Origin of the sequence: Desulfobacca acetoxidans DSM 11109, assembly GCF_000195295.1 — a bacterium.
Taxonomy (GTDB): Bacteria; Desulfobacterota; Desulfobaccia; order Desulfobaccales; family Desulfobaccaceae; genus Desulfobacca; species Desulfobacca acetoxidans.
The window spans coordinates 2,677,854-2,703,934 of record NC_015388.1 but is presented as its reverse complement, the minus strand read 5'-3'; the positions used below and the strand labels follow the sequence as shown (position 1 = coordinate 2,703,934).

Genomic DNA, 26,081 nt, shown 5'->3' with positions numbered 1-26,081 from the left:
TCCTTGCACCTATCCTCTCCCCGTAGGGGCGAACCTTGTGTTCGCCCATCACGCCGGGTGAATATGTGGTTCGCCCCAACAGGATGTGGAAAATCTATTATTGGCGGGGCGAATACAAGATTCGCCCCTACGCGGTATGAATAACCTCTTTGGCGGGGCGAATACAAGATTCGCCCCTACACCGCAATTATTGTGGTGGTGTCCACCCCAAAGACGTCGATCACCTTGATGCAGATCCGATGGGGGCCTTGGTGGTCATATTCCCAGCCCAGATCGGTTCGGGTCTTGAGGGAGCGGTCCTTGCGGGTGCGGAAATCCTGCCAGTGATGTTCAAACGGTTTGTTGTCCCGCCAGTCGAAGTCCACGGCCCAGAAGTCAATGAAATCAAACGGGGATTTTATGGCCCGTTCCCGCAGGGCCGACATTTCCGCCTCTGGCGCCTCGGCCAGGGCCGGAGTGAAGCGGAGCAGCTCCACATCCACTTTTTTGCCCTTTTTGATGGCCCTGGCCTCGAGGTAGCCGGCTTCGAAGAACTGGCAGGCGGTGCGGTTGGGTTCCATGATCTCCCGGGGGATGTACTTCAGCCGGACGGTGAGGCCGGTTTCCGCTTCGATGGCCTGTTTTTTGGCGGCCAACTCCATCTCAAATTCCCAGGCCAGGCAGTGCAGTTCCCGGCCCCCCGCCGATCTGGCCGCCTCGGCCGCCGTCTTGAGCTCATCAAAGGCAAAGATGCTGTCTATCTGGTCCACATGCACGAAGGCGCCATGTTTCTTGCCGTGCAGGAGCGGATGGGGCGGGTTGTCCAAGGGGGCGGCCTGGTAAAACTGCAGGACAAGGCGCCGGTGTTCGCTGTCGGCCCCCTTGAGCCGGTCAAGCTGCCACCACTGGCGCTCGTAGCGGCCCAGGTTGTAGACATCGAAGGAGCGGTAGGGTTTGCCGGCGGTGTGGAGTTCCCGCTGCACCTGGATGAGGCGTTTGCGGCTGACGTGGATGGCGTAGCGGCCCAGGTCCACGCCAATCCAGCGGCGGCCTAGTTTTTCAGCGACGGCCATGGTGGTGCCGGAGCCGCAGAAGAAGTCGGCGACGAGGTCGCCTTCGTTGGAAGCAGCCTTAATAATAACATCGAGCAGATTTTCAGGTTTTTCTGTTTGGTAGGTTGCATTTCTCTCGAAGGGAATACTCATCCAATCATCAGGAAACTTACCTTTTTCATGAAGCTCACACACACTACCCTCTTTTAATAAACCACTTCCAACACCTTTTTTTGCATAACCTGCTCTTTTTTTACTGCTTTCGGCATATTCAGTTCTTACTTGGTCAACATTGAAAGTAAACCCTGGTCCTTTCCGATACCAAAAAATAGTTTGATGTGTATTATTAAAGTTACGCTGATTTTTTGAGGCCATTCTCGAGTAAATCCAAATAAGTTCGTTTTGATGGTTATCCCCACTTAAGATGTCATCAAGCAGTAAACGGATGTAGCTATTTACTCTCCAGTCACAATGCACAAATATATTACCACTCTCACTTAAAAGATCTTTCATTAATACCAGCCGCTCATACATCATATGCAGATAAGAATCCGTTCCCTTGCCCCAGGTGTCTCGGTAGGCTACCGCCTCGAGAATCGATTGTTCTTTCTGTAATGCTTCGCCTTCTCCGCCGAGCTGCACCTGCATGGTGAAATCCGCCCCCACATCGAAAGGTGGGTCGATGTAAATCAGGTCAATTTTGCCCCGGAACTGTTCCAGCAGGGCGGCCAGGGCGAGTTTATTATCTCCCCAGATGAGGAGGTTGCGGAAGTCATCGCGGTGGGCCGACTCGGGTTCCCATAACAGCCCCTGGGAGCGGCTGCGGTCCCGGGGTTCGTCGATGGTCTCAATGCGCTGCAAGGGCAGGGGGGAAGCAGGTAATTTGATGGGGCGGCGATTGCCGTATGCATCGTATTTGCCCTCCCAGACCAGTTCGGTCTTCATGGTGGAGAGAGGATGGGGGTGGTCGGGACCGAAGGCAGCAGGGCGGTTCATGTCGGCGTCTCCACGTCTTTTAGGGAAAATCTTTAGGGGCATATTAGGTAATGTAGTCTTCTTTTCCTTATGCCACGAATTGGCGGCATCGGTCAAGAGTATCTTGCAGAATTGGGGAGCGGAAGGCGGGAGGCGCGGCGCTTTGGCTGACGCCGATCTGCGATTCCCGCAACATCTTGTGGTCTTATGGGGTTAGTCGGTGGCCAGGTGAAACTTTTTCATGCGGTGGCGGAGCGTATTCCGGCTGATGCCGAGCATTTTAGAGGCTTTTACCTGGTTATAGCCGCACTGTTGCAGGACCTTGGCGATGAGCGTCTTTTCGACCAGGTCGATGACGTTGGCATAGGTTTTTTCACTGGAGAAGCGCAGGATCTCTGGAATGAGCTCTTCCAGCTTTCTATCGATGGTGGCTAGTAATTGTTCCTGGCCGGCGCCTCGCAGTTCCGGTTGATCGGACTGGAGTTTGAGATGTTCTTCCAGGATAACATCTCCTAAAGACAGCAACACTGCCCTCCGGAGGCAATTTTCCAGTTCTCTGACGTTGCCCGGCCAGGCATACGAGGTGAGCTTCTCGATGGCCGCCGGGGCCACATACCGGATAGGGGTTTGATACTCTTCGCTAAAGCGGCTGACAAAATACTCGACCAGCAGCGGAATGTCTTCCGGTCGTTCCCGCAGGGGGGGCAGATGAATGGAAATGACTTTGAGGCGCCAATACAGGTCTTCCCGGAAGCGGCCCTGCTCGACTTCTCTTTCAAGATTTTTGTTGGTGGCGGCAATGATCCTGACATTGACCTTGAGATTCTCGTTGCCGCCAAGCCGCTCAAATTCGCCGTATTGCAGGACGCGCAACACCTTCGCCTGAATTGAGAGGGACATGTCGCCGATTTCATCGAAGAAGAGGGTGCCGTCCTGGCATCTTTCGAATTTGCCGATATGGGTCCGCGCCGCGCCGGTAAAAGCGCCCCGCTCATAGCCGAATAATTCGCTTTCCAGCAACATCTCCGGGATGGCGGCGCAGTTGATGGCCAGAAACGGTTTATCCTTCCGGTGGCTGTGGTGATAGATTGCCCGGGCCACCAGCTCCTTGCCGGTGCCGCTCTCACCGGTAATGAGAATGGTCACGTCCTTATCGGCGACCTGGCCGATGAGTTTGTAAACTTCCTGCATCCGCCGGTGGTTGCCGACAATTTTTATTGGCCCCCGATCGGGAGCGGCGGGTTGGCAGACGTGGCCGGGAAAACTGACTCCCTCCTTCATGAGGCGATTCACCTCCAGGGCGTCGGCGGCGATGCGCTGCAATTCCTCCCGGTCGAAGGGTTTGAGCAGATAGTCGTAGGCCCCTAGCTTCATGGCCTCGATGGCGGTGTCCGTGGTGCCGTAGGCGGTCATGATAATGACAGGGGTTTTGACCTGTAGGCGCCGTACTTCCCTGAGCGTGTCCAGACCATTGAGGCCGGGCATTTTGTAGTCGAGCAGGATCAGATCGAACTGCTCGCCGGCTATCCTCTCGAGAGCCGCCTGGCCGCTGCTGCAGGCGCATACCCCATATCCCTGCCGGACAAAAAAACGATGCAGGAAGTGGATCAGGCCTTCATCATCATCAACTATCAGTATGTTTTCCATTTTTCCCGATTGCGGGTTCCGCCTCTGTCGGGATGAACACCGAGAAAGTGGTTCCCCGGCCGACGACGCTGCGCACCATGACTTCCCCGCCATGCCGTTGCACCGTGCTGGAGACAATAGATAACCCCAGACCGGCGCCGGTGGCTTTGGTGGTGAAGAAGGGTTCGAAGAGTCGGCCGATATTTTCCCCCTGGATGCCAGGGCTGGTATCGCTGATGTCAATCACCACGCACGGGCGCGAACCATCCGTTCCCGGCAATTCTCCGGGGTGCGCTGCCACCGTGAGCCTGCCGCGCTGGGGCATCGCTTCAAGGGCATTGACCATCAGGTTCAGCAGCGCTTCCCCCAGTTGTTTTCTATCCCCTTTGATCTTGGGCAGGGATGGGCTCAAAGACTTCCGGATCGTGGTTTCCTGCAGGCGGGCCCGCGGTCCGATTATTAGGAGGGCATCTTCCAGCAGATCCCCCACCTCGAGCCAGGAATAGACCGGTTCCCGCGGTCTGGCGAAGTCAAGGAAGCGGTTAATGGTGGCCTCCATCCGCCGTATCTGGTTCATGGCCACCTGAAAGTCCTCTTCGTATTCCGGGGATATGGTGATTTCGTTCTCAATCGATTCGAGAAACAATTTGAGCGAAGTCAGGGGAGTCCGGATTTCATGGGCCACCCCGGAGGCCAACTGCCCGAGAGAGGCCAATTGCTGCGATCGGACCGCGGCCTGTTGGGTCTCCTTCAATTTTTCGCCGGTCTCCTCCAGCTCCGACTCGGTGAGGACCATGCGCTGCTCAAGCTTCTGCTGCCGGCTCTCGAGCTGCCTCGCCATATCTGCAAAGGCGTTGGATAACAGCCCAATCTCGTCAGCCCGGGTAGTCTCAATAGAGGCCTCGGCAAATTCACCTCGGGCCAGGCAGTTGGCGGCGACGCTGAGTTTCCGAATCGGATTGACGATATAATAGGAGAGCAGCCAGGCCAAAACCAGCGCCCCCCCGGCGGACATCGCCGCTACTAGAAAGATGTAGTGCTTTAACCGGAGGGCGCCGCGAAAGGCTTCATCCTTGTCCTGTTCGACGACCAGGGCCCAATCGGTTCCGCCCACCCGCGCCGAGGCTCCGATGACTTCTATCCCCCGATAATCGATGTAGGTGATCCGGTGGGTTCCGGCATTGAAGATATTTTTAAAGCTTTCCGACTGGGCAATGGTCTCCGTCAGTATTCTCCGGGGTTCTTTGTGGGCCAGGAAGGTTCCTTCGCGGTTTACCAGGTAACATTCACCGGTCTCGCCGAGGGAGATCCGCAGGATGATGGAAAGAATAACGTTCGTGCCGACCTTGGCGCATACGGCGCCTTGCACCCCTCCCGAGGCATGCAACAGGGGAGTCGATATTCGGAAGAACGATTCCTTCTGGGCGGCATCGAAGGCGATATCAGACATATATGGTTTGCCGGCCAGCGCATTTGAGAACCATTCTGCCGTCCGGGGGTGGTGGCGGTTGTCCGTGCTGTCGTAGATGATCCTGCCATCAGACGCGATAACGATAAATTCACTGTATACCTTGTACTGATCTCTGACCAACTCGAGAAAGGGAGCAATCTGTTCCCGGTTGAGCGATCCCAAGAGGCTGGAACCGGCGATGACTTTAAGGTCGGCCTGGCGTTCTGAAATCCATCTCTCTAATAACGTTGCCTTATCGACCGCAATGTGTTGAATCTGGTTCCTAACCATGTTCAGGATGATTTCTTCAGCGGTCTTGATGGCAAAGGCGCCGACAATGGCGAGGGGCGCCAGGGCCAGGGAGATGAAAAGCAGCATGACCTTAATCTGCAGGTTCGTGAAGACCAGTCTCTGCTTCACAATGCGGGGCCTCTGAAAAATATGGACAGATGCATTTCCGAGTTATGAGTTGACCGCCAGGGCACAGGCGGGACGCCTGGGCCACCAATGAGGCGGAAAGAGATATTGCCATCCGCCGGGGGGAATACGAGATTCGCCCCTGCAGCCGTAGGGGAGAACCTGGTGTTCGTCCCTCCTGCCGGGGGGAATACGAGATTCGCCCCTACCGCAAAAAAAATCTCCATTGTAGGGGAGAACCTGGTGTTCGTTCCTCGTGCCGGGGGGAATATGAGATTCGCGCCTGCAGCCGTAGGGGAGAACCTGGTGTTCGTCCCTCTTGCCGGGGGGAATACGAGATTCGCGCCTGCAGCAAAAGAGATCTCCGTTTGACGGGGTAGGCATAATGACAATTATTTTTGAATGATAAAGTGGTAGTCGCACGTCCGGATAACAATGCGTCCGGCCAAGGCATACGGGTCGAATAGTTTCAAGACTTCTCCCCGGTTCATCCGGAAAAAATGTTCTCCCAGCAAGAAACGGCACATCTTGTGGCGGTTTTCCTCCAGGTCCGGGAAAATCAACTCAAAATCGACCTCATGCCTTTGAAACTCCAGTCCTCTGCCGCCCAGTACTATTTCAAGGTCTTCAGCCAGGTAATAGGGCATAGGCTCGTCAAATGAGGCAAAGGCGAGGTTGATGAGGTGACAGAGGACATTCTTGCTCCCCCCCATGGAGATGAGGAACAGGCCGCCGACGGTGAGCGTATTTAATATCTGCCCCAGGGTCTGGTCCAGATCGTTGACATAATAGAGGACGTGATTGGCCACAATCAAGTCAAAGGAATGTGATTGCTCCGAGGGAAGTGAGGTCCAGGCTGACACGGGTGTGCTTGAAAAGGTCTGAAGCCGGGTTGCGGCCTGATGGAGATAACCCACGTCGGGTTCGACTAGGGAGAGGGTCAATCTGTTAGGATCGAATCCGGCCCGCGAGAGCAACCGGGAGGAAAATAAACCGTCGCCACAACCGAAATCCAACAGGCGGATTGTCTTGCCGGATTGCACCAACGGCGAGAGATAGGGCAGGTGGCTTTTCAAGTCCTGTTCAGCCTCAGTAGAGTGCTCCATGAAGAAACTATAGGCGTCATGGATTGAGTCGAAATTCTTGCTGCTGCTCATATGATCCATCGCAGTATCCGAGATGAGATAAAAAATAGTCTGCAGGGCAGGAGAGTGAAGCGCCTGCCGCCTGCCGCACCTTAAACCGCGGCCCGGGGAGCGAGTTCGGCCAGGCGGTGGGGATGGGTATAGACATTAAGGTGTTCTCCGCGGGCGAAACCGATGAGGGTAATGCCCTGTAGTTCCGCCAGCCTGACCGCCAGAGAGGTGGGGGCCGAAACAGAGGAGAGGATGGGGAGGCCGGCGCGCGCCGCTTTGAACACCATCTCAAAACTGGCCCGACCGCTGAGCAGGGCGATGGTGGAAGCCGTAGGGAGGTTTTTCATCAGGGCCTGGCCGATGACCTTATCAAAGGCATTGTGGCGGCCCACGTCTTCGGCGCTGAGGAGGATGCCGTCCCCGTCGGCGGCGGCCAGACAGATGGCGTGGGTAGCCCCGGTCTGGCGGAAGATTTCCTGGTGGTGCGGCAGGGCGGCCATCAGCGCTTTGATTTTGGAGACCGGAACTTGTACCGGCGACTCTTGGGACCGGCGGAACTGCCGGGCAGTGAGGTTATCATTGATCCCACCTTCGCCGGTCAGGATGGCAAGGGCATGGTGAGAACTGAAATTGTTTTTGAGATCAGCCGGCTTGGCTAAGCGAATCCATACTTCGCCCCAGTCCCGGCCGGCATGCCAATCCGGCGGCAGCAGCCGCATCTCGAGGACCTCGGCCATGGTTTCGAGAACACCGCTGGTCAGTAAGAATCCCAGGCAGAGTTCGATTTCCAGTTTTGGCAGATAGAGGAATTGATGTGCTTTCTTTCCGTTAACATATAGAGTTAAAAGAGATTCAGGGGCCAGCAGATCGGGCTTTTGCCTGATGTCATGGCCTGCAATCTTCCAGGTAACGATAGGGTAGGTGTCCCGAGAAGTCATCATTTGGTTGATTATCTAAGATCCTTCTAAGAAAACTGGAAACCGGAAGCCATCCTACATCTCTCCCCAACGCAGTTTCGTACGCAGAATTTCAAAATAGCTTTTATAGGGTGATTTAATCAGGTTGATGGCCCCGTCCGCTTTTTTGATTTCGACGATATCCTGCGGCTGCAGGGCCAAGCCAACCTGACCGTCAAAAGTGAGGTAGACATCCCGGCTGCGATCGTCCAGGACTACCGAGATGCTGAAACCATCCGGCAGGATCAGGGGGCGATTGGTCAGGGTGAAGGGGCAGATGGGGATCAGGGTGATGGCCTGCAGCGTCGGGAAGACGATGGGGCCGCCGGCGCCCAGGGTGTAGGCGGTAGAGCCGGTAGGAGTGGAGACGATGAGGCCGTCGGCCCGATATGTAGTTAAGTATTCGTTATCGATGTAGGTTTTCAATTCGACGATGCGGGCCAGGGCGCCTTTGTTGATGACCACGTCGTTGAGGACGCTCTGTCGGCAGAAGACCTCCCCCTGGCGGATGACCGTACCGGTAAGCAGCATCCTCTCCTCCACCTGGAAATCATGGTGCAGGATTTTTTCGAGGATAGGGTAGAGTTTTTCCAGGCCGATAGCGGTAATGAAGCCCAGGCCGCCGACATTTACCCCCAGGATGGGAGCACCGTGCCGCCCATAGTGCCGACCGGCGGAGAGGAGGGTGCCGTCGCCGCCGAAGACTACGATAACCTCAGTCTGCTCAGGTAAGGGGGGGATATCCGGCTCCGGTTCATTCAGGAGCAGGTTGGAACGGACGTTGCGGGCCGCCAGCCAGCTTTGCAGGGCCTCGCCGGCCTGAACGGCGCTGGCATTTTTTTTAACGACAATGCTTATATGCTGAATCATGGTTAGTTCGGCAGCGGAGAGTTCCCAAAAATGAGCAATGTTCGTTGACAGATATCACAATTTCTTGTAATTATCAAGTTTTGAAATTATCTTCAAAGGAGAAGAAAGTAGTGTTGACCCAGCGTATCAGTCAGATCAAACCCTCTCCCACCCTGGCTATCGACGCCAAGGCCAAGTCGATGCTGGCCCAGGGGATTGATATTGTCAATTTCGGCATCGGCGAACCGGATTTTGAAACCCCTGAAAATATCAAAGAAGCAGCAATTAAAGCCATCCGCGATGGTTTTACGCGCTATACTCCGGCGGGCGGCGTCCTGGCCCTGAAAGAGGCGATTGTCGAGAAGTTCAAACGGGATAATGACCTGGACTACCGGCCGGAAGAGATCATTGTCTCCTGCGGCGGCAAACACGCCCTGTATAATCTCTTTCAGGTCCTGTTTGAGAAGGGCGACGAGGTCATCGTGCCAAGCCCGTATTGGGTTTCCTATCCACCCATGGTTATGTTGGCCGAGGCGACGCCGGTCATCGTGCCGACCCCGGAAGCAAACGGCTTCAAACTGACGCCGGAGGTTTTACGGGCGCATATTACCCCACGCACCAAGGGCCTGATCCTTAACAGCCCCTCCAATCCTACCGGATCGGTTTACACGAGGAGCGAATTAGCCGCTTTGGCCGAGGTCATTCTGGACCATAAACTCTTTGTGGTTTCGGACGATATCTATGAGAAAATCCTGTTCGATGGCCTGGAGTTCTTCAACCTGGCGCAACTGGACCCGGAATTGAAAAAACTGGTTTTTGTGCTCAACGGCGTGTCCAAGACCTATGCCATGACCGGCTGGCGCATCGGCTACCTGGCCGGAGACGCCAGGGTGATCAAGGCGGTGACCAACCTGCAGAGCCAGAGCACTTCCAATCCCTGCTCCATCGCCCAGAAGGCGGCACTGGAGGCCATCAACGGTCCGCAGGACGCAGTTGCCGCCATGGTGCAGGAATTCGCCTGGCGGCGGGACGATATCCTGACCCGGGTGGCCCGGATTCCCGGTCTGAAATGCGTCAAGCCGGGGGGGGCGTTCTACGTATTTCCTAATTTCTCTTATTATTATAATAAGATAAAACCTGATGGGCAGGGGAGCTATTCTGATCCGTTAGCGGATTTTCTGTTGGAAGAGGCGCACGTGGCCCTGGTGGCGGGCATCGGCTTCGGCGAAGACGCCTGCCTCCGTTTTTCCTATGCCACGTCCCGGGAACGGATTGCCACCGGATTGGCCCGTATTGAGGCGGCGTTGCAGAAGTTGGGATAAGAAGAGACGGCTTAGCCAGCGCGTCGGCTGATATTCAAGCCGCCGCGCTGCTCCCGTTGGTAAAATGTTACTGCCGCATACCCCGTTTAGAGGCCTTTATTGGGTTGATCTTGACGGTCTTGCCACCGCTGGTGGCGTTTTTGACGTGCGTGGCCAAATTGCAGGTTCCGGTCCGCCATTTGGCCTCCGGGTTAGGCGTGGCAGCACAGTACCGACCGCTTTCGGTTTCCAGGATGCGATCACAGCCTTCGCATTTATCGATGATCTCATGGCACCGGCCGCCATTGAAGGAGCAGCCTTTTTTGGTCATAAAATTACAGGGTTGACCAGCCTTAATCGTTACACAGTCCATGGGTATCAGTCCCCCTTTCCGGTATTGCAGATTTTCGATTATTCTAAATTGTACATTTTATAATACTTTAAATTTAATTGTCAAGCCATCAATGGCGCCATACAGCCCCAATGACAAAATGATAGTTAATTCAGACCTTATGGTTCCGGTGACGGCATTGCCTTCTGAAAGGATTTCAGCATCTCCGCCGCTTCCGGGGGGAGTTGTTGATTTTTCATCATACCGTCCAGGTTTTTAAAGAGTTCCGGTCCCTGCTCCCGCCAGGCCTGGGGGTCCTTGCCGCTGGCGAACCCCTGCATCAGCTCCAACATTCCCTTGAATAAACCTGCCGCTTCGGGTGGAAGCTTCTGGTTCTGCATCAGGCCGTTGAACTGTTTGGTGAGCGCCTCGAGTGAAACCGGCGCCTCGCCGGGAGAGAGAGGCGTTTGTGGTGAGCCGGTTGCCGAGGGCATCAGCTTCTGAAAAGACTTGAACAGCTCTGCTGCTTCCGGGGGAAGCTGCCGGTTCTGTTGCAGACCCTCCAGGTTCTGGAATAGCTCCCGGGACCGGCTGCGCAGGGCTTCCGGGTCCTTTCCCTGAGTGGCTCCTTGCATGATCTCGATGAGCCCCTGAAATGATTTAGCCGCCTCCGGAGGGAGCGTCTGTTTCTGCATCAGGGTGGAGAATTGTTTGGTAATCTCCTCTGGGTTAACCGGTGGGGTCCGTTCCTGGGCAGCCACTTCTAGGGGTGGCAGCAGGGCGGCAAGCATCAGGCCGACCAGCAGAGCGAACCCGGCTTGTCTCGGGGTTGGCAATTGTACGGCCATCGTTATGATCCTTTCAAGGAAGATGACTTAGAAAAAGAACAGGGACGACCGTTGATCGGCAGGCAACGGCATCATCTGCATTTCTTCCTTCATCTGTAAGGCGTCTTCAATGAGGAGCGCCATCTTAAGATACTTGTAGCCGAAGCGCAGGAGTTCTACGTCACTCTTTTGCACCACCTCCGCCACATTGGGTGGAATCTCAAAGATGTTCAGGAAGGGCGTTTCAAAAACGAACCGCCGAAATTTATCGATATCATAAGCAACCATGGAGAACAGGGCGGGAGCGCGGGCGTCGTCGGCGGGGGGATTGATATCTCCCCGTTTCAGAATAATCTCCAGCCATTCCTGGCTCAAAAGGTCGTAGGGTTCAAGGTTCTGATCGGCCTTCCACTGGGCCACCGTCCATTCCCGGTTCTCATTAAATCCCTGGCAGAAATCCAGCCGTTTACAGAAATAGTGATCTATGACCGCGCCTCCCGCCAGGCTGCTCCCCTGGGTGATGGGAAAAAGTCGGCAGGCGCCGGGCCGGTCGTCATAGACGGTACAGCCATTCTCGCCTAAAAAAGGGCAGCCTTTTCCCCCCTCCCGGTCGATATCCAGTAGCATGAGAGGCAGATAGGATTTTCCCTCCACCGTCTTGGTGGTATAGCGCTCCAAAAATTCAGTGGACGAGATACCCAGCCGCCGGCGCAGGCGGAGGATGTCGTAAGGTTTCAGGATTATCGTGGGTTGCCGGCAGCATTGATTGAAGCAGGACAGCCCGGAATGACAGTTAAACCGGAACGTGCTTTCCAACAGTAATTTCTCCGGGGACTCCATGTCTTTATAGAGGTCAACCATATGAGTTTTCTCCCAAAGTTAGTGTCTAAGAGGCTGTTTGGCAGACTGGAATTCGTCGAAAGCGCCGCCAGACCTGGTATCGAAGCCGATTTTCCTTCCCAATAATACGTTTATTGGCGTATAGATATATCATAATGAGTATAACCAATTGGGGCAACATCGGCGACGAAATTTATCAGAGGTGCGAGGTCCGGCCATGAAGCGCATCCTTCTCAGTCATGGGGCGGGGGGGCAGGAGATGTTTGCCCTTATTGAGCAGGTTTTCCAGCGCAGCTACGGTCCCTCCGGGGTCAGCCGGGACGATAGCGCCATCATAGAACTCGCGGGCGGCAATCTGGCTTTAACCACGGACGCGTATGTGGTCTCCCCTATCTTTTTTCCAGGGGGGGATATCGGGCGGCTGGCAGTAGCGGGGACGGTGAATGACCTGCTCACCGCCGGGGCCAGACCAGCGGTCCTGGCCGCCGCCTTTATCCTGGAAGAGGGCTTTCCACTGGAAAGCTTGCAGGCCATTACCGATTCCATGCACCAGACTGCGGCCGAGGCCGAAGTAAACATTGTTACCGGAGACACCAAGGTGGCGCCGCGCCGCGCCGCCGATGCGGTCTTTATTACTACTACCGGTTTAGGCGCGGTGCTTCGACCGGGGTTGTCCGGCGCCGCGGCCAAACCGGGAGATAAGATCATAGTGACCGGCTCATTGGGCGACCACGGTATTGCCGTGATGTTGGCCCGCGAGAACCTGTTGGGAAGCGACAATATTCGCAGCGACGTGGCGCCCCTCACTGAGATTGTCCTGCGTCTGCTCGAGGCTGAGGTGGAGGTGCATGCCTTACGCGATCCCACCCGAGGGGGGATAGCGGCGACGCTCAACGAAATTGCCCGGCAGTCGCAGGTCGCCATTGAGATCGAAGAGTCGCGGGTGCCGGTGCGTCCGGAGGTGGCTGCGGCCTGCGAGGTTCTCGGCTTTGATCCCTTTGCCGTGGCCAATGAAGGAAAGATGGTGGTTATCGTGGCGGCCTCGGATGCGAACCGCGCCCTGGGAATAGTGCGGGACTGCCGTTATGGCCGGGAGGCACAGCTCATCGGGGAGGTGCTACCGGCGCCAGCCGGGCGGGTGCACTGCCGTACGCCCTATGGCGCCGCCCGATTGCTGGAAATGCCAACCGGAGAGTTGCTGCCGCGTATCTGTTAGACTAATTTAGCATCAAAATTAGAGTTTAGAACAAATGACTTAAAGGTCGATCAAATAAGGTGGAACAGGCTTTCGGCCTGTTCAATATGGCACAGGCGGGACGCCGGTGCCACCGATAGTTTTTCAATTACTCTATATTTGACATCAAATTAGTATTAAATGGCCCGGTGGCCCGTAAAAACCGTGATCAGGCCGGGAGGGAAAGGAAAGCGCCTCCCGCCTGGCAAAGCGTAAGGTAGTATGATGAGAGTTGTGACGGCGTTTTTGGGTTGGCTGCTGCTTATGGCGGTCTTACCGGTGACGGCGTTGGGGGGAACTGAAAAAAACGAGGTTGGATATGACCATCCACCACGATTCGATCCCATTATCACTGATACCGCCGTGCCTCTCCATCCGAATAAGTTGTGTCTCGAATATAATTGCGGCCTCTCTTTCTACACCCACAGACTTAGCCGCAACTGGCGTCAACAGTCAGCTGGCGGCGATTATAGCTCCCTAGATATGGAGCTCAAGATCAGTTATGGACTGTTCCGGGATTGTGAGATCTACGTAACCTTGCCCTTCGAATACAACTGGGCTGGCGACGTCAACCAACCCGGCCCTGGTGGGGAGCGCTCGAGCACGTTTGGCGGGTTAGATGATGTCAATCTTACCATAAAGTATCAACTACTGGCAGAAGGCTATAGGGTGCCTACCATAACGGGCCTGGTTGCCATGGATTTTCCAACCGGCCGTTATCGCAATCTCGATCCGGGGCGCCTGGGGACCGATGCCATCGGAGATGGAGTCTATGTTCTTACGGGCGGCTTGAACTTTTTTAAGACCCTCAAACCCGTTTATCTGTATGCCAACCTCTGGTACAGTGTGCAGACCGCGTATGACTATGAAGATACTGAAAGTGGTCAGGATCCATTTAACTACCTCTATCATCCCCGAGATTATCTCACCGTCAACCTGGCGATAGATTACGCCCTGACCGCTAAATGGTTCGCAAAATTGGAAGTCAACAGCTACTGGGACGTCGGCAATCTTTCCGGCAGGATCTTTGGCGGCCAGGCCCAAGCTCCCTATACGGCTCTTATCACCGTTCAACCCGGGATCGGTTTTATGGCTACAGACAGATTCTCGTTGGATCTGGGGGTGGGAATCGACGCCTGGGGGAAAAAATCTTATCGGGCCATCACGCCGCTCCTCTCATTGGGATATAGTTTTTACTAGGTTTCAGAGTGGCGCGAAGAGATCCTGCCTGCTCGTTTCCATCGGGAAAGTCCTTTTTCCGGCCCGGGGGCGAGAGTTGCTTGGGGCGAATACAAGATTCGCCCCTACAGACGGGTCTGTCAATGCTTTAGTGCTGTAGGGTGCTGTCGCGGCTGCACCACCTCAGTTACCCAATTCAACAGATGGGTCTGTCGATGCTTTGGTGCTGTAGAGTGGGCACCGCCAACCATGCTCCTGATCTATTATCTCAGATAGCTGAAGTATTACGAAACTCGAAGCCGGAAATCTCCGAAGCTAATACGAGGGAGAGCGGATGCCAAAAACGTCCTGATAGGCAACCGTGAGGGTGCAGATGGTCCAGGGTACCGTTACCAACAGTCCCAGGCCCAGACATAACATGCCTCCCAGGTTGATGAGCAGGAGCAGGAGGGCAAAAGTAAAGACCTCGAACCAATGTTTATGGACCGTCTTGCGGCTTATCTCCATGGCCGGCCAGAAGTCCAGCCGGCGGTCAATTATCAGCCAGGTGGTGAAGATGTAGCCTACGACCAGATAGAGGCCCGGCAGGATCAGCAGGATCAGACCGGCGGTGATAAAAACTGAGGAGACAACGCTGTAGAGTAACAGCGGCAGGAAATACTTGAAGCCGGCAGTAAAGTCGTTAACCTGAGTGGGTTGTTCCTGGATCATTTTCAGGCTGACGATAACCAGACCGGCCCAGAGGGCGCCGCTGATCACAAAGGAAACCAGCTGTCCGATAGCCGGTTGAGAATTGAGGGCCAGTTGTAGAAATAAGGCCACCAGGCTGAAGCCGATATAGCCGAGAAAATTCTTTTTGAGCAGTTCCCAACCGGATTTCAGGTAAAAACCAGGTTTAATCTGATAATCGGCTGGCATCGCTTCGGTAAGATTGATTAATTCGCCCTCGGCCATGCTGGTCTCTCCTTTCTAACGGTGAAGTTCCTGATATTGGCGGACCTGATACATAAAGGCCTCCATGCGGGTGCGGGTATTGGTCTGCTCCTGGCCGTCGTAGGCCAGGTTTAGAAAGGGGATGTTGTCATGTTCCTCCCGGAAACGTTTGAATAAGGCATTAACCACCGTGCCGGGCATACAGGTGAAGGGCATGATATTCACCAGACCGCTGACCCCCTTGCGGATAAAATCCTTGGACTTGCCGATGCTCAGGATGCCTTCGCCTTCGAAGGAAGAATCCAGATAGTCTTTGGCATTGGCGATGAGATCGGCGATGGGCGGTTCCGAGAGATTTTTGAGGCTGCCTCGAAAAACCTCTGCCAACCGGTGTTCGTCTTTCTGTTGTACCCGTTCGGTCAGGTAGACCTGCAAAAAATGCTTCCATTGGCGCGTCTGCCAGGCCCGGCGTTTAGCCGTGAAGTTGACGTACAGGAGCCATTCGCTGATGGGGGCCATCCAGACTTCGCCGCCCAGGGCTTCGATTTCCCTGACAGTGTCTTCGTTGGCGAAGGTATTGGCGCGGGTGTAGATTTCGCCCACTACCCCCACCACCGGCTTACTTCTCAGGCCGTTGCGCGAGATGTTGTTGAAGGACTGTTTGATCTGGCCTAATATGGCCGGCAGATTACCCCGGTGGCGCAGGGTTTGGTAAACTTTTTGTAATGATTGGGCATAGACCGCATCCGCCTCCCCGGCGTACCGTTCGTAAGGTCGGATTTCCCGCACTTTTTTCTCCAGCAGGTCGATAGCGACCACACCCTGCCAGGCTATCCGGGAGAAGTCATCACCCACCATGCCGAGTTCCTGATAAAACGTTTCCGTCTGATTGGGGGAAACGATGGGGGTCTGGGGGAACCCCAGGTCGTTCAAGATCATGCGCTGCAGCCTGTTATATTGGCCGAAGCGGCAGGGACCATCCCCGCCGGGCATGAAGAAGGCGCTGCGATCCGGGTCGAAATCAGCCCGCCGGGTCATTTTCGCCATATCGCCGGTGGTCAGGATTAGGGGATAGCACTCCTTCCCGGAGGTCAGGCGGCGGCCGCACAGCAGGGTTTCTTCATCCGACGGCGGCAGCAGTTCGGCCTCCATGCCGCACGCCTCGAACGCAGCCACCAGGGCCAGGGCATGATCGGTCATCGGCGGGACATAGACCTTCCGTTTGGTAACGCTGGGGATTCTGATACTGGGCGGACCCATCGGCAGTTCTCGGGGCAGCGGCGAGACATTTTTGAGGCTGTCCAGGAAGGCCTCGAGGCGGGTGATCGCCCCGACGTCAGCGGAATGCTCGTCGATTTCGATCTCCAGATAAGGTTTCCCCTGCATTTTGTCTTTGAAAAAGTGTTGGATAAAGGAGTCCGGGCCGCAACTGAAGTTGGTGACATAGACGGCGTAAAGCTGCGGGTCTTTTCGGATAATGTCTGCCGCCGCCAGGATTTTCTGGCCAAAGCGCCAGTACATCTCCTTGATTTCCTCCGGGTGGCCGGATTCGTCCAGGGGGAGGAAATCCATGGGAATGGCTAATACGCCCAACTGACGGAGTTTGCGGGGTAGATTGAGGTTTACGCCGCAGTCAAAACCGTTGTAAGGCCGGCTGACGATCACCATAGCCCGGTTTTCCGGATTCAGGGTTGCCAGGATTTCCCGGCCGCGAGCCTGTAGACGTTGATAGAAGGCCATCTGCGCGGCTTCGGCGGCGCGCCAGGCCCGGTCAACAGAATGGGAGGAAACGCCCAACTGTCTACCTAAAGACCGCAAGGAATGGCGGAGCGCCTGAGGTCCGCGGCCGAAGTAGATTACGGGGGCGAGAAGTCTGGCTTGGTAAGCTGAAAAATTGATCGTCGCCGGTACGGTGTAGGCCAGGGTCTGCGCCAGGGGACAGACCAATCCCTGGGCGACGGTCGGGTTTGGGTGCTGCAGGTCGATAATGCTCGGCAGGAAGATCTGGTCGATCCCGGACTCTAACAGGTCCAAGATATGGCCGTGGGCTACTTTCACCGGGAAGCAGGTTTCCGCCGCCATGCATTCGACCCCCCGACGGATGACGGCTTTATTGGTCTTGGGGGAATACATCACGCCAAATCCCAAGGACTCAAAGAAAGTCCGGAAAAAGGGCATCAATTCCTGAAAGAACATTGCCCGGGGGAGGCCGATCAGACCGCGCCGACCCGCCTGGGGGGGCTCTTCCCCGTAGAGCCAATCATCCCGCTCCCGGAACAGATCCGGTAGGTCGTAAGTCTGCTGAGCGCGGCTGACTTCGTATTTCTCGCAGCGGCCGCCGTAAAAAAGGGGTTTCTCGCCAACGATCTTCACCTGCCTGATCTCACAGGTGTTGGGGCAGCCCTGGCACTCAAAGGAGGAGATGGAATACTCGCGGTTGACGAGGTCAAATCCTTTGAAACGGGAGGTTTCCCAGGTCCGCTCGCGTTTGGCCAGGATGGCGGCGCCGATGGCGCCGGTGACATCGTGATGGGGCGGTACGATGATCTTCTTACCGAGGACCGCCTCAAAGGCAGCCACAATGCCACGGTTGGCCGCAGTGGCGCCCTGGTAGAAGATGACGTTGCCCACCCGGCGCTCTTCCTTCACTTTGTTGAGATAATTTTGGACGATAGAGTAGGCCAGTCCGGCCACCAGGTCTTCTTTGGCGGCGCCCTGCTGCTGATGATGCACCAGGTCGGATTCCATGAAGACAGTACAGCGCTCTCCCAAAGGGACCGGTTTGGTACTTGCCAGAGCCAGGCGGCCGAACTCCTCTTTAATGGCGATGCCTAATTTTTCCGCCTGTTCTTCCAGGAAGGAACCGGTTCCGGCGGCGCAGACCTTGTTCATCATAAAGTCGACGATAGCGCCATGCTCCAGACTGATGAATTTGGAATCCTGGCCGCCGATTTCAAAGATAGTGTCCACCTGGGGGTTAATGGCCGCGGCGGCGGTTGCCTGGGCGGTGATTTCGTTGCGCACCAGATCGGCCCCGATGAAATCCGCCGTGAGATAGCGGCCGGAACCGGTAGTGGCGGCCCCCAAAATTTTCAGCCGGTCCCCTAGGCTCTTGCCGATGCGCCTCATACCTTCTGTTACCGCCTCGAGCGGCCGTCCTGCGGTCATGAGGTATTCTCGGGCCAGAACCTGCATTTCGGCGTCGATCACCACGATATTGGTGCTGATGGAGCCGACGTCGATGCCTAGATATCCTTCGGCCGCGGTTTGGGGGGGCAACTCCACCACCCGATAGTGGTCCGGGGTTAAGGGTTCGGGTTCGGACAACGGGGTAAGATGGCGCTGCTGGCGATCGGACCGCTGCAAATACGCTGCTAATTCGCCCAGGTTGAGTTCGAAATCGGGAGAGGGATTTTCCCGGCCCACCAGTACGGCTCCGACCGCCCCCAAGGAACAGAAGTAAGGCGGGATGATCAGATCGCCCTCATCTAGTTCAAACACCTGCCGGAAGGCCTGGCGAACGCCAAGATTATGAGCCACACCGCCTTGAAAGACGACCGGTTTACGGATGGTCTTGCCTTTGGCGATGTTGCTCTTAAGATTGCGAGCCATGGCCAGACAGAGGCCGGCAATGATCTCATAGTCCGGCGTGGCGCCCTGTTGCAGGTGGATCATATCGGTTTTGGCAAAAACGCTGCAGCGACCGGCAATTCTCGGCGGAGTGGTGGATTTTAGGGCCAGGCGACTGAAATCTTCGATGCCGTAACCTAATCGGTGGGATTGTTGATCCAAGAAAGAACCGGTGCCAGCAGCGCACATGGTATTCATGGCGAAGTCTTGGATGACCAGGCCGCCCTGCTCATCCTGGTCCAGGAGGATGAGTTTGGCGTCCTCGCCACCCATATCGATAATTGTGCGAGCTTGCGGCAAAAAAAAGAAAGCGCCGCGGGCCTGTGCGATGACCTCGTTGATAAAAGGGCTCCTCAAGGCCTCCGCCAGCATCTTACCGCCGATGCCGGTAAAGGCCGCCAGGCGCCAGATGGCCCCGGCAAATCTTACCTGCAGTTCCCTCAGGATTGCGAGGGCGGTCGGCAACGGCTCCCCGTGGGTCCGCCGGTAGTCTTCGAAGACTACCTCGTCCCGGCGATTGAGAACTACCGTATTGATGCTCACTGAGCCGATATCCATGCCCAGATCAAGAAATTCCTTCATAAAACGACCCTCAAGTCTGGTCTAAAAATTTCAGGTGCCAAATTCCAGGTTCCAGGTTCAAGGTTCAAAGTGAGATAATGAAATAAAAAGAATTATTGAGATAGCATAATTCGAATGAATCAATGCGTCTGATAAAATATCCGATTCTGGCGCTGCGAGCGGGAAACCCGCCCTTCCCGGAAGAGGTGATCCAGACGTTTCATTACGGCCACCAACGGCATTCCCAAGACCTCGGCCAGGTCTCGGGCGGTCTGCGGTCTGCGGGCCAGTGTCGCCAGCAACTCAGAGTCGGTCAAGATAAAGGTCGGGTGCACAGAGCCGCTGAAGTCAGCAATAACCTCGGTTCCTTCTCCCAAAAAGGACGCCGCTGCCGCCAACTCCTCCGGCGTGAGCGGTTTGGCGGTCTCTTCGGTTGCCGGCCGCACCGCCGTATTGAGCTGCACTCTGTCCGGCTGGAGCTTTTGAATAGCCTTTTTGAGGTTGGCCAGTTCGGTCTCGGTGTCGTTCAACCCGCGCAGCAGCAGTATCTCCAGCCAGATCTGGCCGGAATATTCGGCCCGGAGGTGGTGCAGGCCGGTAATCAGCGCCCCGATGATAAGGCCGGCCACCGGGCGATTAATCATCTCAAAAAGCGCCGGTGTTACCGCATCCAAAGACGGCAGGATGACATCGGCGTTTATTATTTCCCGGCGTACCTCCGGCAGAGAGAGGAGGGCGCCGTTCGTCAAGACTGCTACCGGCGTGGAGGTTAGTTCCTTAGTGCGCCGGATGATGCGTCCTAAAGCGCTGTTTAAAGTAGGCTCTCCCGAGCCTGCCAGGGTTATATAATCAGGGTTCTGGCTGGCGTTGGCAAGGTACTCCTCTAACTCGGCCAGAATTTCTTGAGCCGGGATATACTCGCGACGTTCCCGGGTTTTTACCGTGGTCGGGCCCACCTCGCAATAGATGCAATCAAAAGGGCAGGTCTTAGGGGGGATGAGATCAACTCCTAAAGACATGCCCAAACGGCGGGACGGAACCGGTCCGAAGAGATATTTCATGCCCCTCTCCCCCGGTCTGTTTAGAAGCAGCCTAGTTGGCATTGAGTTATCTTGATCCTGAGTTCATTGAGCAGTTCTCCCAAACGACTCTCAGAGATGTTCAGGGTCTTGGCAAGTTCGAAGGCGGCGGCGCAGGCGATTCTGTCCTCGGGGGCCGCGGCCCGGATACGATTTTTCAGTTCCTCAATAGACATACAGACATACCCCATGAAGATCAATGGTGTTGCCAACGGTAAGCGGGTGGAAAGTCAGATTTGTAAGAGAAGGGATACCGGATCTGAGGTCTGCCGATCGCTTGTCCTCTGACTTGATCCGTCAACAACCGCCTCACTTTAGCTGATCCCTCAGAAATGTGCTAAAATCAGTATACCCAATCTGATTCTGATATTATGTTATAGCTCAGAGATTGATAAAAGGCAATAATACTCCCTTAGCAAGAATAATTCGCACCATCTTAGTCTCTGATTAAAGGATCGGCGCCGATGAACCATGTACCCCGTTTCCCAGAATTTCTTCCTATCAGCCTGGAGGCAAAAGATCTTTTTAAGAGATTCTTGCGGGATTATCAACCCACAACCTCCGAATTAACCTTCAGTAATCTCTTTATCTGGCGATCCCATTATGGCCTGTCCTGGAGTCTCTATCAAGACTGGCTGGTTTTATTGAATGAACCGCCGCACGGGGAGCCGTGGTTTTTACCGCCGGTGGGGCCGCCGGGCCGAGTTGAGGTATGCCGCCGATTGCTCGATTGGTTGGGGGAGGTTAAAAAAATTTCGCATCCCTGCATCAATCGGGTTGATCGGCGTCTGGCAGAGGAAGTTACCCAAAAGGGATTCACTTGTGAGACGGTGCGGGATCATTTTGATTATCTTTATCGGAGTGCCGACCTCATCAGCTTAAGCGGCAATAAATACCACAGCAAAAAAAATCATATTAATCGTTTGAGGCGACTCCAACAACCTGTTTATGAGCCTTTGCGGGAAGAATTTCTCTCGGCCTGTCTACACCTCACGGACTGCTGGTGTGAATTTAAGCGCTGTGAAGAGGACTTGAATCTAACCAGCGAATGGGAGGCCACCCGTTTGGCGATCAGACATTTTAGGGAACTGGAGCTGCAAGGGGGATTGATCTTACTGGCAGGAAAGGTCGAGGCCTTTGCGCTGGGTGAATTACTCAACCGGCAGACTGCAGTCATTCATATCGAGAAGGCTAATCCGGAAATCCAGGAGCTATATGCCCTGATCAACCAACAATTCTGTGAACATGCCTGGAAAGAGGTGGAATTGATCAATAGAGAGCAGGATTTAGGCGAACCCGGCCTCAGAAAGGCCAAACTATCCTATCACCCGGTGCTTTTAGAGGAAAAGTTTCGGATCTCCCTGGGCTGAGCTGGGAAAGGATTTCCATGAGTATTTAAAGATGCTAGCTCTGGACCGGAATGAGCCGGCTTTGAAGAATTGATATTGGAGTGTATCTGGCGGGCTAATTGCCGGATTGCAGTTATTTTTTCAATGATTGACTGCAGGTTGTCACTTATGTTCTTGATTTCATTAAAATATACCATTTTCGGATCGGATTCAAAGAGCATCAGATCAACAGTACCTGCAACCACCGACAGCGGTTGGGCAAGGTCGTGCAAAGCTAAACGCATGTTTTTAATTAAACTGTCTAAATCTTCGGCCATGAGCCACCTGGTCAAAACGAATTTTAATTGATCGATTGGATACATCTTCCTTAATACCTCTTATCGGCAGTTTTGTGAGATTAATTAAAATTTAATATTTCTGAGTGAAATATTTGCAATATTAATGCCATATCGAAGTCTTAAGGGCATCACGGTTTTTTGTGGGCTAGCGCAGGCTAGCGTAAATTTCTGAAGTGTCATGGCCCTGAAAGGCTTCAAGAAAAAGTCTATACTTAGTCTTCTGTCTCGGGGGAAAAGTTATGGCGGGAGTTGCCTGGATGCCGCTGGGAGCTGCGGAAGGGGCGTAATTAGAGCGACTGCCAAAAGTTCTCATGTTATCGGAAACACTACGAAATATGAAAGAATGACTGGTGGCATAGGCCTCCTGACCTGTGCATCAGCGTGCAGACTGGAGAGCCTGCACCACCATAACGGCCAGGGAAGGTTAGGCTTGCGGTTTTACTGCCAAAATAAGGACCAAGACCTGGGACACTGGGACTCTGCTGCCGCGGGACATGTAATAACGTTTCCGGTTTTTGAAAATAATTGCCATTGCCTACCAGCCCCACTCGAACCATGAGAATCATCTGGTTGCTTGGGTCGAATACAAGATTCGCCCCTACAGATCAGTTGTTTGGGGCGAACACAAGATTCGCCCCTATCAGACGGGTCTGTCGATGCTACGGTGCTGTAGGGTGGGCACCGCCAACCATGTTCCTGATCTATTATCTCAGATAGCTGAAGTATTACGAATTCTTTTATTAGCTCGAAACCCGGAACTTGAAACTCAAAACTTATTATCTTAGTAATTAAAACGCATTATCCGGTTGGACGGCTCAATCCCGGGGGACGGCCATCATGCGGTTTACTGCCAGGAGGGCGCGTTGGCGTATGTCCGGCGGCACCGAGACGACTGGTGCCAGGTTCTGGAGAGAGGCAACGATGTCCGCCAGAGAAATTTTCTTCATATCCTGGCAGAGGAGCCGTTCTGAGGGGGAGTAAAAGTGTTTCTGCGGATTTTCCCGTTTCAGGGTGTGCAGCAGGCCTTTTTCGGTGCCGATAATAAACTCCTGATGGTCATCATGGCGGACGTAGGTGAGCATTCCCGAGGTGCTGCGGACGGCGTCGGCCAGGTCCAGGACCTCGGGGCGGCACTCGGGATGGGCGATGAAGGACGCCTCCGGATGGGCAGCCTTGCAGGCCAGGACCTCTGCCACGGTTAATTGATCATGGATATTGCAGCAGCCTTCCCAGAGGTGGATTTTTTTAGAGGAATGCCGTTGGGTGTAGAGGGCCAGATTGCGGTCGGGGGCCATCAAAACCTGGATTTGGGGCAGGGAATTGACTACCCGCACGGCATTGGCGGAAGTGCAGCAGATATCGCTTTCCGCCTTGACCGCGGCGCTGGAGTTAACATACATCACTACCGGGACTCCAGGCAGGGTCGCCTTTTTCTGCCGCAGTGATTCGGGAGTGATGGTGTCGGCCATAAAACAACCGGCGTCCGGCCGGGGGAGCAACACTAACTTTTCGGGGCAGAGGATCGCCGCCGTCTCCGCCATAAAATGCACCCCACAGAAAACGATGACTTTGGCCGAGGTTTGCGAGGCGGCCCGAGACAGTCCCAAAGAATCTCCCGTGAGGTCGGCAATGTCCTGTATCTCGCCGGGTTGGTAATTATGGGCCAGAAGAATCGCAGCTCTTTTCTCCAGCCAGCTTCGGACTTCCCGTTGTAGGGGTGATAAGTTCACTGATTATTTCCCTTCAATACCTTCAAATGCTTATGAAGTGAAACGGCAGTAACGGCGACTGCTTCATGACGTGCGGCTGATTTATACATAATGGCAATTACTAGGGTTTTCCTCAGTAGATTTTGTCTCTGACGATTTCCACTCCCGGCGGCGGGATGAAGGTGAAAAAGCCTGGAGCCAGTTTGATGTCCAACTGCGTCTGGGTAAAACTCATCCGGGTGTGATCGCCGTAGGCATTGCTGAACTCCAGGGCTTGCACCAGAAACGTCTCGGGATCAATGGTGAGAATCAGATGCTTTAACTCAGGCTGGGGTTTGACAGGTTTTAATCTGATCCTGATCGGCTCATGGATCTGGTACGGCCTGTCCCAGGTCACGGTAAAGTCTGTTTGCAGGCGGCCCATGCCTGAAAAAAAGCGCATGACCAGATCGGAACGGAGGACCTGGTTAAGGGGATATACCATCACCATGCGGTCTTGGGGGATATAAATGGAGACCTCCCGACCGTCGGCAATGACCTCTTTTTTCTGCTCTGGCGGATATTGATATTGCCACCGCATCCGGGAGGGTTTTTTGAAGAAGAGCCACCCTTCGGCAGTATCAGGAGCGCCAGCCGTTTTGAGCTGGGATTCCTGGCGAAAGCGCGTTTTGAACATCCCGGTGGCGTCATATTTTTTCTGCACCTGGGTGATGATTTCTTCCGGACTGACTGCAACAGCCGGACCCGCTGGTCCTAGGCAAAATCCCCAGACCAGGAGAATCATGGCTGCCCACAAGATGCTTCGACAGTGCACCGGATAACAGGATAAGGCGTTATTTTTAGACATCCTCTTCATGAACTGAGTATTACCTTACCGAAGGCGAGCTGTCAAGGCGTTCCAAATAAAGTCTGGTTGCGTCAATGGTCCTAAATTTACTGAGAAAATGGCGCAAACCCCTTTTTCCCCTTAAATTTTGCCTCAGATAGCTATCTTCAGACAGGACTGATCTACTGTTTTGAAAATTAAACACCGAGAAAGCCACAGTGGCAGATTCTTTGCAACATTGAGTTGGTATGAGCAGATGGTCTTGAATCACTATGGAAAGGACTTGCATTATTTTAGGTGGTCGATATACTGATTCAGATTGATGCGAGAATATTGATGGGACATATGCCTCTTCTTTGCCAATAATCCCAACCGCCTGCGAACCGGGGTGCTGCGGAGAAGAGATCATTGATGGGTGCGGACCTTCTAAGTATCGGGGACCAATAGCTCGAGGAGAACAACTGCATGCCGGAACTAAGAAAAGATCCGATTATCTCACGTTGGGTTATCATTTCTACCGAGCGCGGAAAGAGACCGCATGACTTTGTGGTTGAGCCGGAGGTCACCAAGGGAGGTTTTTGCCCTTTTTGTCCTGGCAATGAGCATACGACACCTCCCGAGATCATGGCCTATCGACCGGCGGGTCAACCGGCGAATTCACCGGGCTGGACAGTTCGGGTGGTTTCCAATAAATTTCCGGCGCTAGTCATTGAGGGGGAACTGGACCGCCGGGGTGAAGGTATGTATGACCTGATGAACGGTATCGGGGCCCATGAGGTTATCATTGAGAATCCTAATCATCAGGCAACCCTCTCCACTCTCACGATACCACAATTTGCCGATGTCCTCTATGCCTATCGGGATCGGATCCGAGATCTGAGCCGAGACCCGCGTTTCCGCTACATCCTCATCTTTAAGAACTCCGGTCGGGCCGCCGGTGCCTCATTGGAACATAGCCACAGCCAGCTTATCGGTCTCCCCATCGTCCCGGAACTGGTTCAGGAAGAGCTTTCCGGGTCTCTGATGCACTATCGGTTGAAGGAGCGCTGTGTCTTCTGCGATATGATCCGCCAGGAGCTGCAACAGGGGGTGCGGGTGGTATTAGAAAATGAGCTGTTTGTGGCCATCTGCCCCTTTGCCCCGCGTTCCCCTTTTGAGATCTGGATATTGCCCAAAAAGCATCATTCCTCCTATATAGATATGCTTGACAAGGAATATTTAAAGCTGGCCGAACTTTTCTCACCCGTACTACGGCGGCTGGATGTCGCCTTGAATCGGGCGCCCTATAATTTTATTCTGCATACCGCCCCGGTGCGCGAAACCCATATGGAACATTACCATTGGCATTTTGAGATCATGCCCAAGTTGACTTTGATGGCCGGTTTTGAGTGGGGCTCCGGTTTCTTTATCAATCCCACGCCACCGGAAGACGCCGCCCGTTATCTCCGGGAAGTTCAACTTGAGGAGGCTGCACCGCCTGCGGGAGAGAGCACGACATAACAAT

22 protein-coding genes are annotated in these 26,081 nt (G+C 54.5%); 6 read left to right on the top strand and 16 right to left on the bottom strand.

Annotated features, from left to right (window positions below; genetic code table 11):
- Positions 1-176: 176 nt before the first annotated feature.
- Positions 177-2,027, bottom strand: a complete 1,851-nt coding sequence (locus DESAC_RS12115) for a site-specific DNA-methyltransferase (protein WP_013707363.1) — start codon at positions 2,025-2,027, stop codon at positions 177-179.
- Here DESAC_RS12115 and DESAC_RS12110 point away from each other — a divergent pair.
- On the top strand, positions 2,026-2,223 hold the full coding sequence (locus tag DESAC_RS12110; RefSeq protein WP_041283965.1) for a hypothetical protein: 198 nt from the start codon (positions 2,026-2,028) through the stop codon (positions 2,221-2,223). The genes DESAC_RS12115 and DESAC_RS12110 overlap by 2 nt on opposite strands.
- On the opposite strand, the gene DESAC_RS12105 is transcribed toward DESAC_RS12110, so the two are convergent.
- The 5 genes from DESAC_RS12105 to DESAC_RS12080 all read right to left on the bottom strand — a co-directional run bounded on the left by DESAC_RS12105 (position 2,220) and on the right by DESAC_RS12080 (position 8,458).
- On the bottom strand, positions 2,220-3,653 hold the full coding sequence (locus DESAC_RS12105; protein ID WP_013707362.1) for a sigma-54-dependent transcriptional regulator: 1,434 nt from the start codon (positions 3,651-3,653) through the stop codon (positions 2,220-2,222). The genes DESAC_RS12110 and DESAC_RS12105 overlap by 4 nt on opposite strands.
- Positions 3,631-5,502 (bottom strand): PAS domain-containing sensor histidine kinase, encoded by a 1,872-nt coding sequence (locus tag DESAC_RS12100; RefSeq protein ID WP_013707361.1) that lies wholly within the window; start codon positions 5,500-5,502, stop codon positions 3,631-3,633. The genes DESAC_RS12105 and DESAC_RS12100 overlap by 23 nt, the downstream gene beginning before the upstream one ends.
- Positions 5,503-5,891: 389 nt before the next feature.
- A complete protein-coding gene (locus tag DESAC_RS12090; RefSeq protein WP_013707360.1) occupies positions 5,892-6,665 on the bottom strand; it encodes a class I SAM-dependent methyltransferase in 774 nt (257 codons plus the stop codon).
- A 71-nt stretch (positions 6,666-6,736) separates the two neighbouring features.
- A complete protein-coding gene (fdhD, locus tag DESAC_RS12085) occupies positions 6,737-7,576 on the bottom strand; it encodes a formate dehydrogenase accessory sulfurtransferase FdhD (RefSeq protein ID WP_052301961.1) in 840 nt (279 codons plus the stop codon).
- 51 nt (positions 7,577-7,627) lie between these two features.
- On the bottom strand, positions 7,628-8,458 hold the full coding sequence (locus DESAC_RS12080; RefSeq protein WP_041284570.1) for an NAD(+)/NADH kinase: 831 nt from the start codon (positions 8,456-8,458) through the stop codon (positions 7,628-7,630).
- 113 nt (positions 8,459-8,571) lie between these two features.
- Between DESAC_RS12080 and DESAC_RS12075 the strand changes: the two genes are divergently transcribed.
- Complete coding sequence (locus tag DESAC_RS12075) at positions 8,572-9,762, top strand: pyridoxal phosphate-dependent aminotransferase (protein WP_013707357.1); 1,191 nt, start codon at positions 8,572-8,574, stop codon at positions 9,760-9,762.
- A 67-nt stretch (positions 9,763-9,829) separates the two neighbouring features.
- Here DESAC_RS12075 and DESAC_RS12070 read toward each other — a convergent pair whose 3' ends face one another.
- The 3 genes from DESAC_RS12070 to DESAC_RS12060 all read right to left on the bottom strand — a co-directional run bounded on the left by DESAC_RS12070 (position 9,830) and on the right by DESAC_RS12060 (position 11,760).
- A complete protein-coding gene (locus DESAC_RS12070) occupies positions 9,830-10,114 on the bottom strand; it encodes a PxxKW family cysteine-rich protein (protein WP_013707356.1) in 285 nt (94 codons plus the stop codon).
- Positions 10,115-10,251: 137 nt separating this feature from the next.
- Positions 10,252-10,920 (bottom strand): hypothetical protein, encoded by a 669-nt coding sequence (locus tag DESAC_RS12065; RefSeq protein ID WP_013707355.1) that lies wholly within the window; start codon positions 10,918-10,920, stop codon positions 10,252-10,254.
- Between the two features lie 27 nt (positions 10,921-10,947).
- Positions 10,948-11,760 carry a YkgJ family cysteine cluster protein gene (locus tag DESAC_RS12060; protein ID WP_013707354.1) on the bottom strand — a complete coding sequence of 271 codons (813 nt, stop codon included), beginning with the start codon at positions 11,758-11,760 and terminating at the stop codon, positions 10,948-10,950.
- Positions 11,761-11,956: 196 nt separating this feature from the next.
- Here DESAC_RS12060 and hypE point away from each other — a divergent pair, with 196 nt between their 5' ends.
- Positions 11,957-12,955 carry a hydrogenase expression/formation protein HypE gene (gene hypE / locus DESAC_RS12055; RefSeq protein WP_013707353.1) on the top strand — a complete coding sequence of 333 codons (999 nt, stop codon included), beginning with the start codon at positions 11,957-11,959 and terminating at the stop codon, positions 12,953-12,955.
- 240 nt (positions 12,956-13,195) lie between these two features.
- Entirely contained in the window at positions 13,196-14,173 is a 978-nt protein-coding gene (locus DESAC_RS12050; protein ID WP_041283963.1) for a transporter, read from the top strand.
- A 294-nt stretch (positions 14,174-14,467) separates the two neighbouring features.
- Here DESAC_RS12050 and DESAC_RS12045 read toward each other — a convergent pair whose 3' ends face one another.
- From DESAC_RS12045 to DESAC_RS12030, 4 genes are all read right to left on the bottom strand, one after another.
- Entirely contained in the window at positions 14,468-15,106 is a 639-nt protein-coding gene (locus tag DESAC_RS12045) for a hypothetical protein (protein ID WP_013707351.1), read from the bottom strand.
- 15 nt (positions 15,107-15,121) lie between these two features.
- Positions 15,122-19,297, bottom strand: a complete 4,176-nt coding sequence (locus DESAC_RS12040; RefSeq protein ID WP_013707350.1) for an acyl-CoA dehydratase activase — start codon at positions 19,295-19,297, stop codon at positions 15,122-15,124.
- 119 nt (positions 19,298-19,416) lie between these two features.
- On the bottom strand, positions 19,417-20,337 hold the full coding sequence (locus DESAC_RS12035; RefSeq protein WP_013707349.1) for a radical SAM protein: 921 nt from the start codon (positions 20,335-20,337) through the stop codon (positions 19,417-19,419).
- Between the two features lie 20 nt (positions 20,338-20,357).
- On the bottom strand, positions 20,358-20,531 hold the full coding sequence (locus tag DESAC_RS12030; RefSeq protein ID WP_169311540.1) for a hypothetical protein: 174 nt from the start codon (positions 20,529-20,531) through the stop codon (positions 20,358-20,360).
- Between the two features lie 288 nt (positions 20,532-20,819).
- Between DESAC_RS12030 and DESAC_RS12025 the strand changes: the two genes are divergently transcribed.
- The gene (locus tag DESAC_RS12025) at positions 20,820-21,725 is read left to right on the top strand and encodes a DUF2156 domain-containing protein (RefSeq protein ID WP_013707347.1); all 906 of its coding nucleotides are present in this window, start codon (positions 20,820-20,822) and stop codon (positions 21,723-21,725) included.
- On the opposite strand, the gene DESAC_RS15875 is transcribed toward DESAC_RS12025, so the two are convergent.
- The 3 genes from DESAC_RS15875 to DESAC_RS12015 form a co-directional block, all read right to left on the bottom strand.
- The gene (locus DESAC_RS15875; protein ID WP_148231242.1) at positions 21,680-22,021 is read right to left on the bottom strand and encodes a hypothetical protein; all 342 of its coding nucleotides are present in this window, start codon (positions 22,019-22,021) and stop codon (positions 21,680-21,682) included. The two genes, DESAC_RS12025 and DESAC_RS15875, sit on opposite strands and share 46 nt — an antisense overlap.
- An 836-nt stretch (positions 22,022-22,857) precedes the next feature.
- Positions 22,858-23,772: a quinolinate synthase NadA gene (gene nadA / locus DESAC_RS12020; protein ID WP_013707345.1), complete on the bottom strand. Its 915-nt coding sequence runs from the start codon at positions 23,770-23,772 to the stop codon at positions 22,858-22,860.
- Between the two features lie 112 nt (positions 23,773-23,884).
- Positions 23,885-24,607, bottom strand: coding sequence for a LolA family protein (locus DESAC_RS12015; RefSeq protein WP_013707344.1), 723 nt, complete (start codon positions 24,605-24,607; stop codon positions 23,885-23,887).
- A 435-nt stretch (positions 24,608-25,042) separates the two neighbouring features.
- Here DESAC_RS12015 and galT point away from each other — a divergent pair, with 435 nt between their 5' ends.
- Positions 25,043-26,077, top strand: coding sequence for a galactose-1-phosphate uridylyltransferase (gene galT, locus DESAC_RS12010; RefSeq protein ID WP_013707343.1), 1,035 nt, complete (start codon positions 25,043-25,045; stop codon positions 26,075-26,077).
- Positions 26,078-26,081: the final 4 nt, after the last annotated feature.

Bases quoted from the DNA above. Each gene is read 5' to 3' on its own strand.
- hypE (WP_013707353.1), top strand. From the start codon at position 11,957: ATGAAGCGCATCCTTCTCAGTCATGGGGCGGGGGGGCAGGAGATGTTT.
- DESAC_RS12110 (WP_041283965.1), top strand. From the start codon at position 2,026: ATGTCGGCGTCTCCACGTCTTTTAGGGAAAATCTTTAGGGGCATATTA.
- DESAC_RS12025 (WP_013707347.1), top strand. From the start codon at position 20,820: ATGAACCATGTACCCCGTTTCCCAGAATTTCTTCCTATCAGCCTGGAG.
- DESAC_RS12115 (WP_013707363.1), bottom strand. From the start codon at position 2,027: ATGAACCGCCCTGCTGCCTTCGGTCCCGACCACCCCCATCCTCTCTCC.
- DESAC_RS12090 (WP_013707360.1), bottom strand. From the start codon at position 6,665: ATGGATCATATGAGCAGCAGCAAGAATTTCGACTCAATCCATGACGCC.
- DESAC_RS12040 (WP_013707350.1), bottom strand. From the start codon at position 19,297: ATGAAGGAATTTCTTGATCTGGGCATGGATATCGGCTCAGTGAGCATC.
- DESAC_RS12035 (WP_013707349.1), bottom strand. From the start codon at position 20,337: ATGAAATATCTCTTCGGACCGGTTCCGTCCCGCCGTTTGGGCATGTCT.
- DESAC_RS12105 (WP_013707362.1), bottom strand. From the start codon at position 3,653: ATGGAAAACATACTGATAGTTGATGATGATGAAGGCCTGATCCACTTC.
- DESAC_RS12045 (WP_013707351.1), bottom strand. From the start codon at position 15,106: ATGGCCGAGGGCGAATTAATCAATCTTACCGAAGCGATGCCAGCCGAT.
- fdhD (WP_052301961.1), bottom strand. From the start codon at position 7,576: ATGATGACTTCTCGGGACACCTACCCTATCGTTACCTGGAAGATTGCA.
- DESAC_RS12065 (WP_013707355.1), bottom strand. From the start codon at position 10,920: ATGGCCGTACAATTGCCAACCCCGAGACAAGCCGGGTTCGCTCTGCTG.
- DESAC_RS12060 (WP_013707354.1), bottom strand. From the start codon at position 11,760: ATGGTTGACCTCTATAAAGACATGGAGTCCCCGGAGAAATTACTGTTG.
- DESAC_RS15875 (WP_148231242.1), bottom strand. From the start codon at position 22,021: ATGGCCGAAGATTTAGACAGTTTAATTAAAAACATGCGTTTAGCTTTG.
- DESAC_RS12070 (WP_013707356.1), bottom strand. From the start codon at position 10,114: ATGGACTGTGTAACGATTAAGGCTGGTCAACCCTGTAATTTTATGACC.
- galT (WP_013707343.1), top strand. From the start codon at position 25,043: ATGCCGGAACTAAGAAAAGATCCGATTATCTCACGTTGGGTTATCATT.
- DESAC_RS12050 (WP_041283963.1), top strand. From the start codon at position 13,196: ATGATGAGAGTTGTGACGGCGTTTTTGGGTTGGCTGCTGCTTATGGCG.
- DESAC_RS12015 (WP_013707344.1), bottom strand. From the start codon at position 24,607: ATGAAGAGGATGTCTAAAAATAACGCCTTATCCTGTTATCCGGTGCAC.
- DESAC_RS12030 (WP_169311540.1), bottom strand. From the start codon at position 20,531: ATGTCTATTGAGGAACTGAAAAATCGTATCCGGGCCGCGGCCCCCGAG.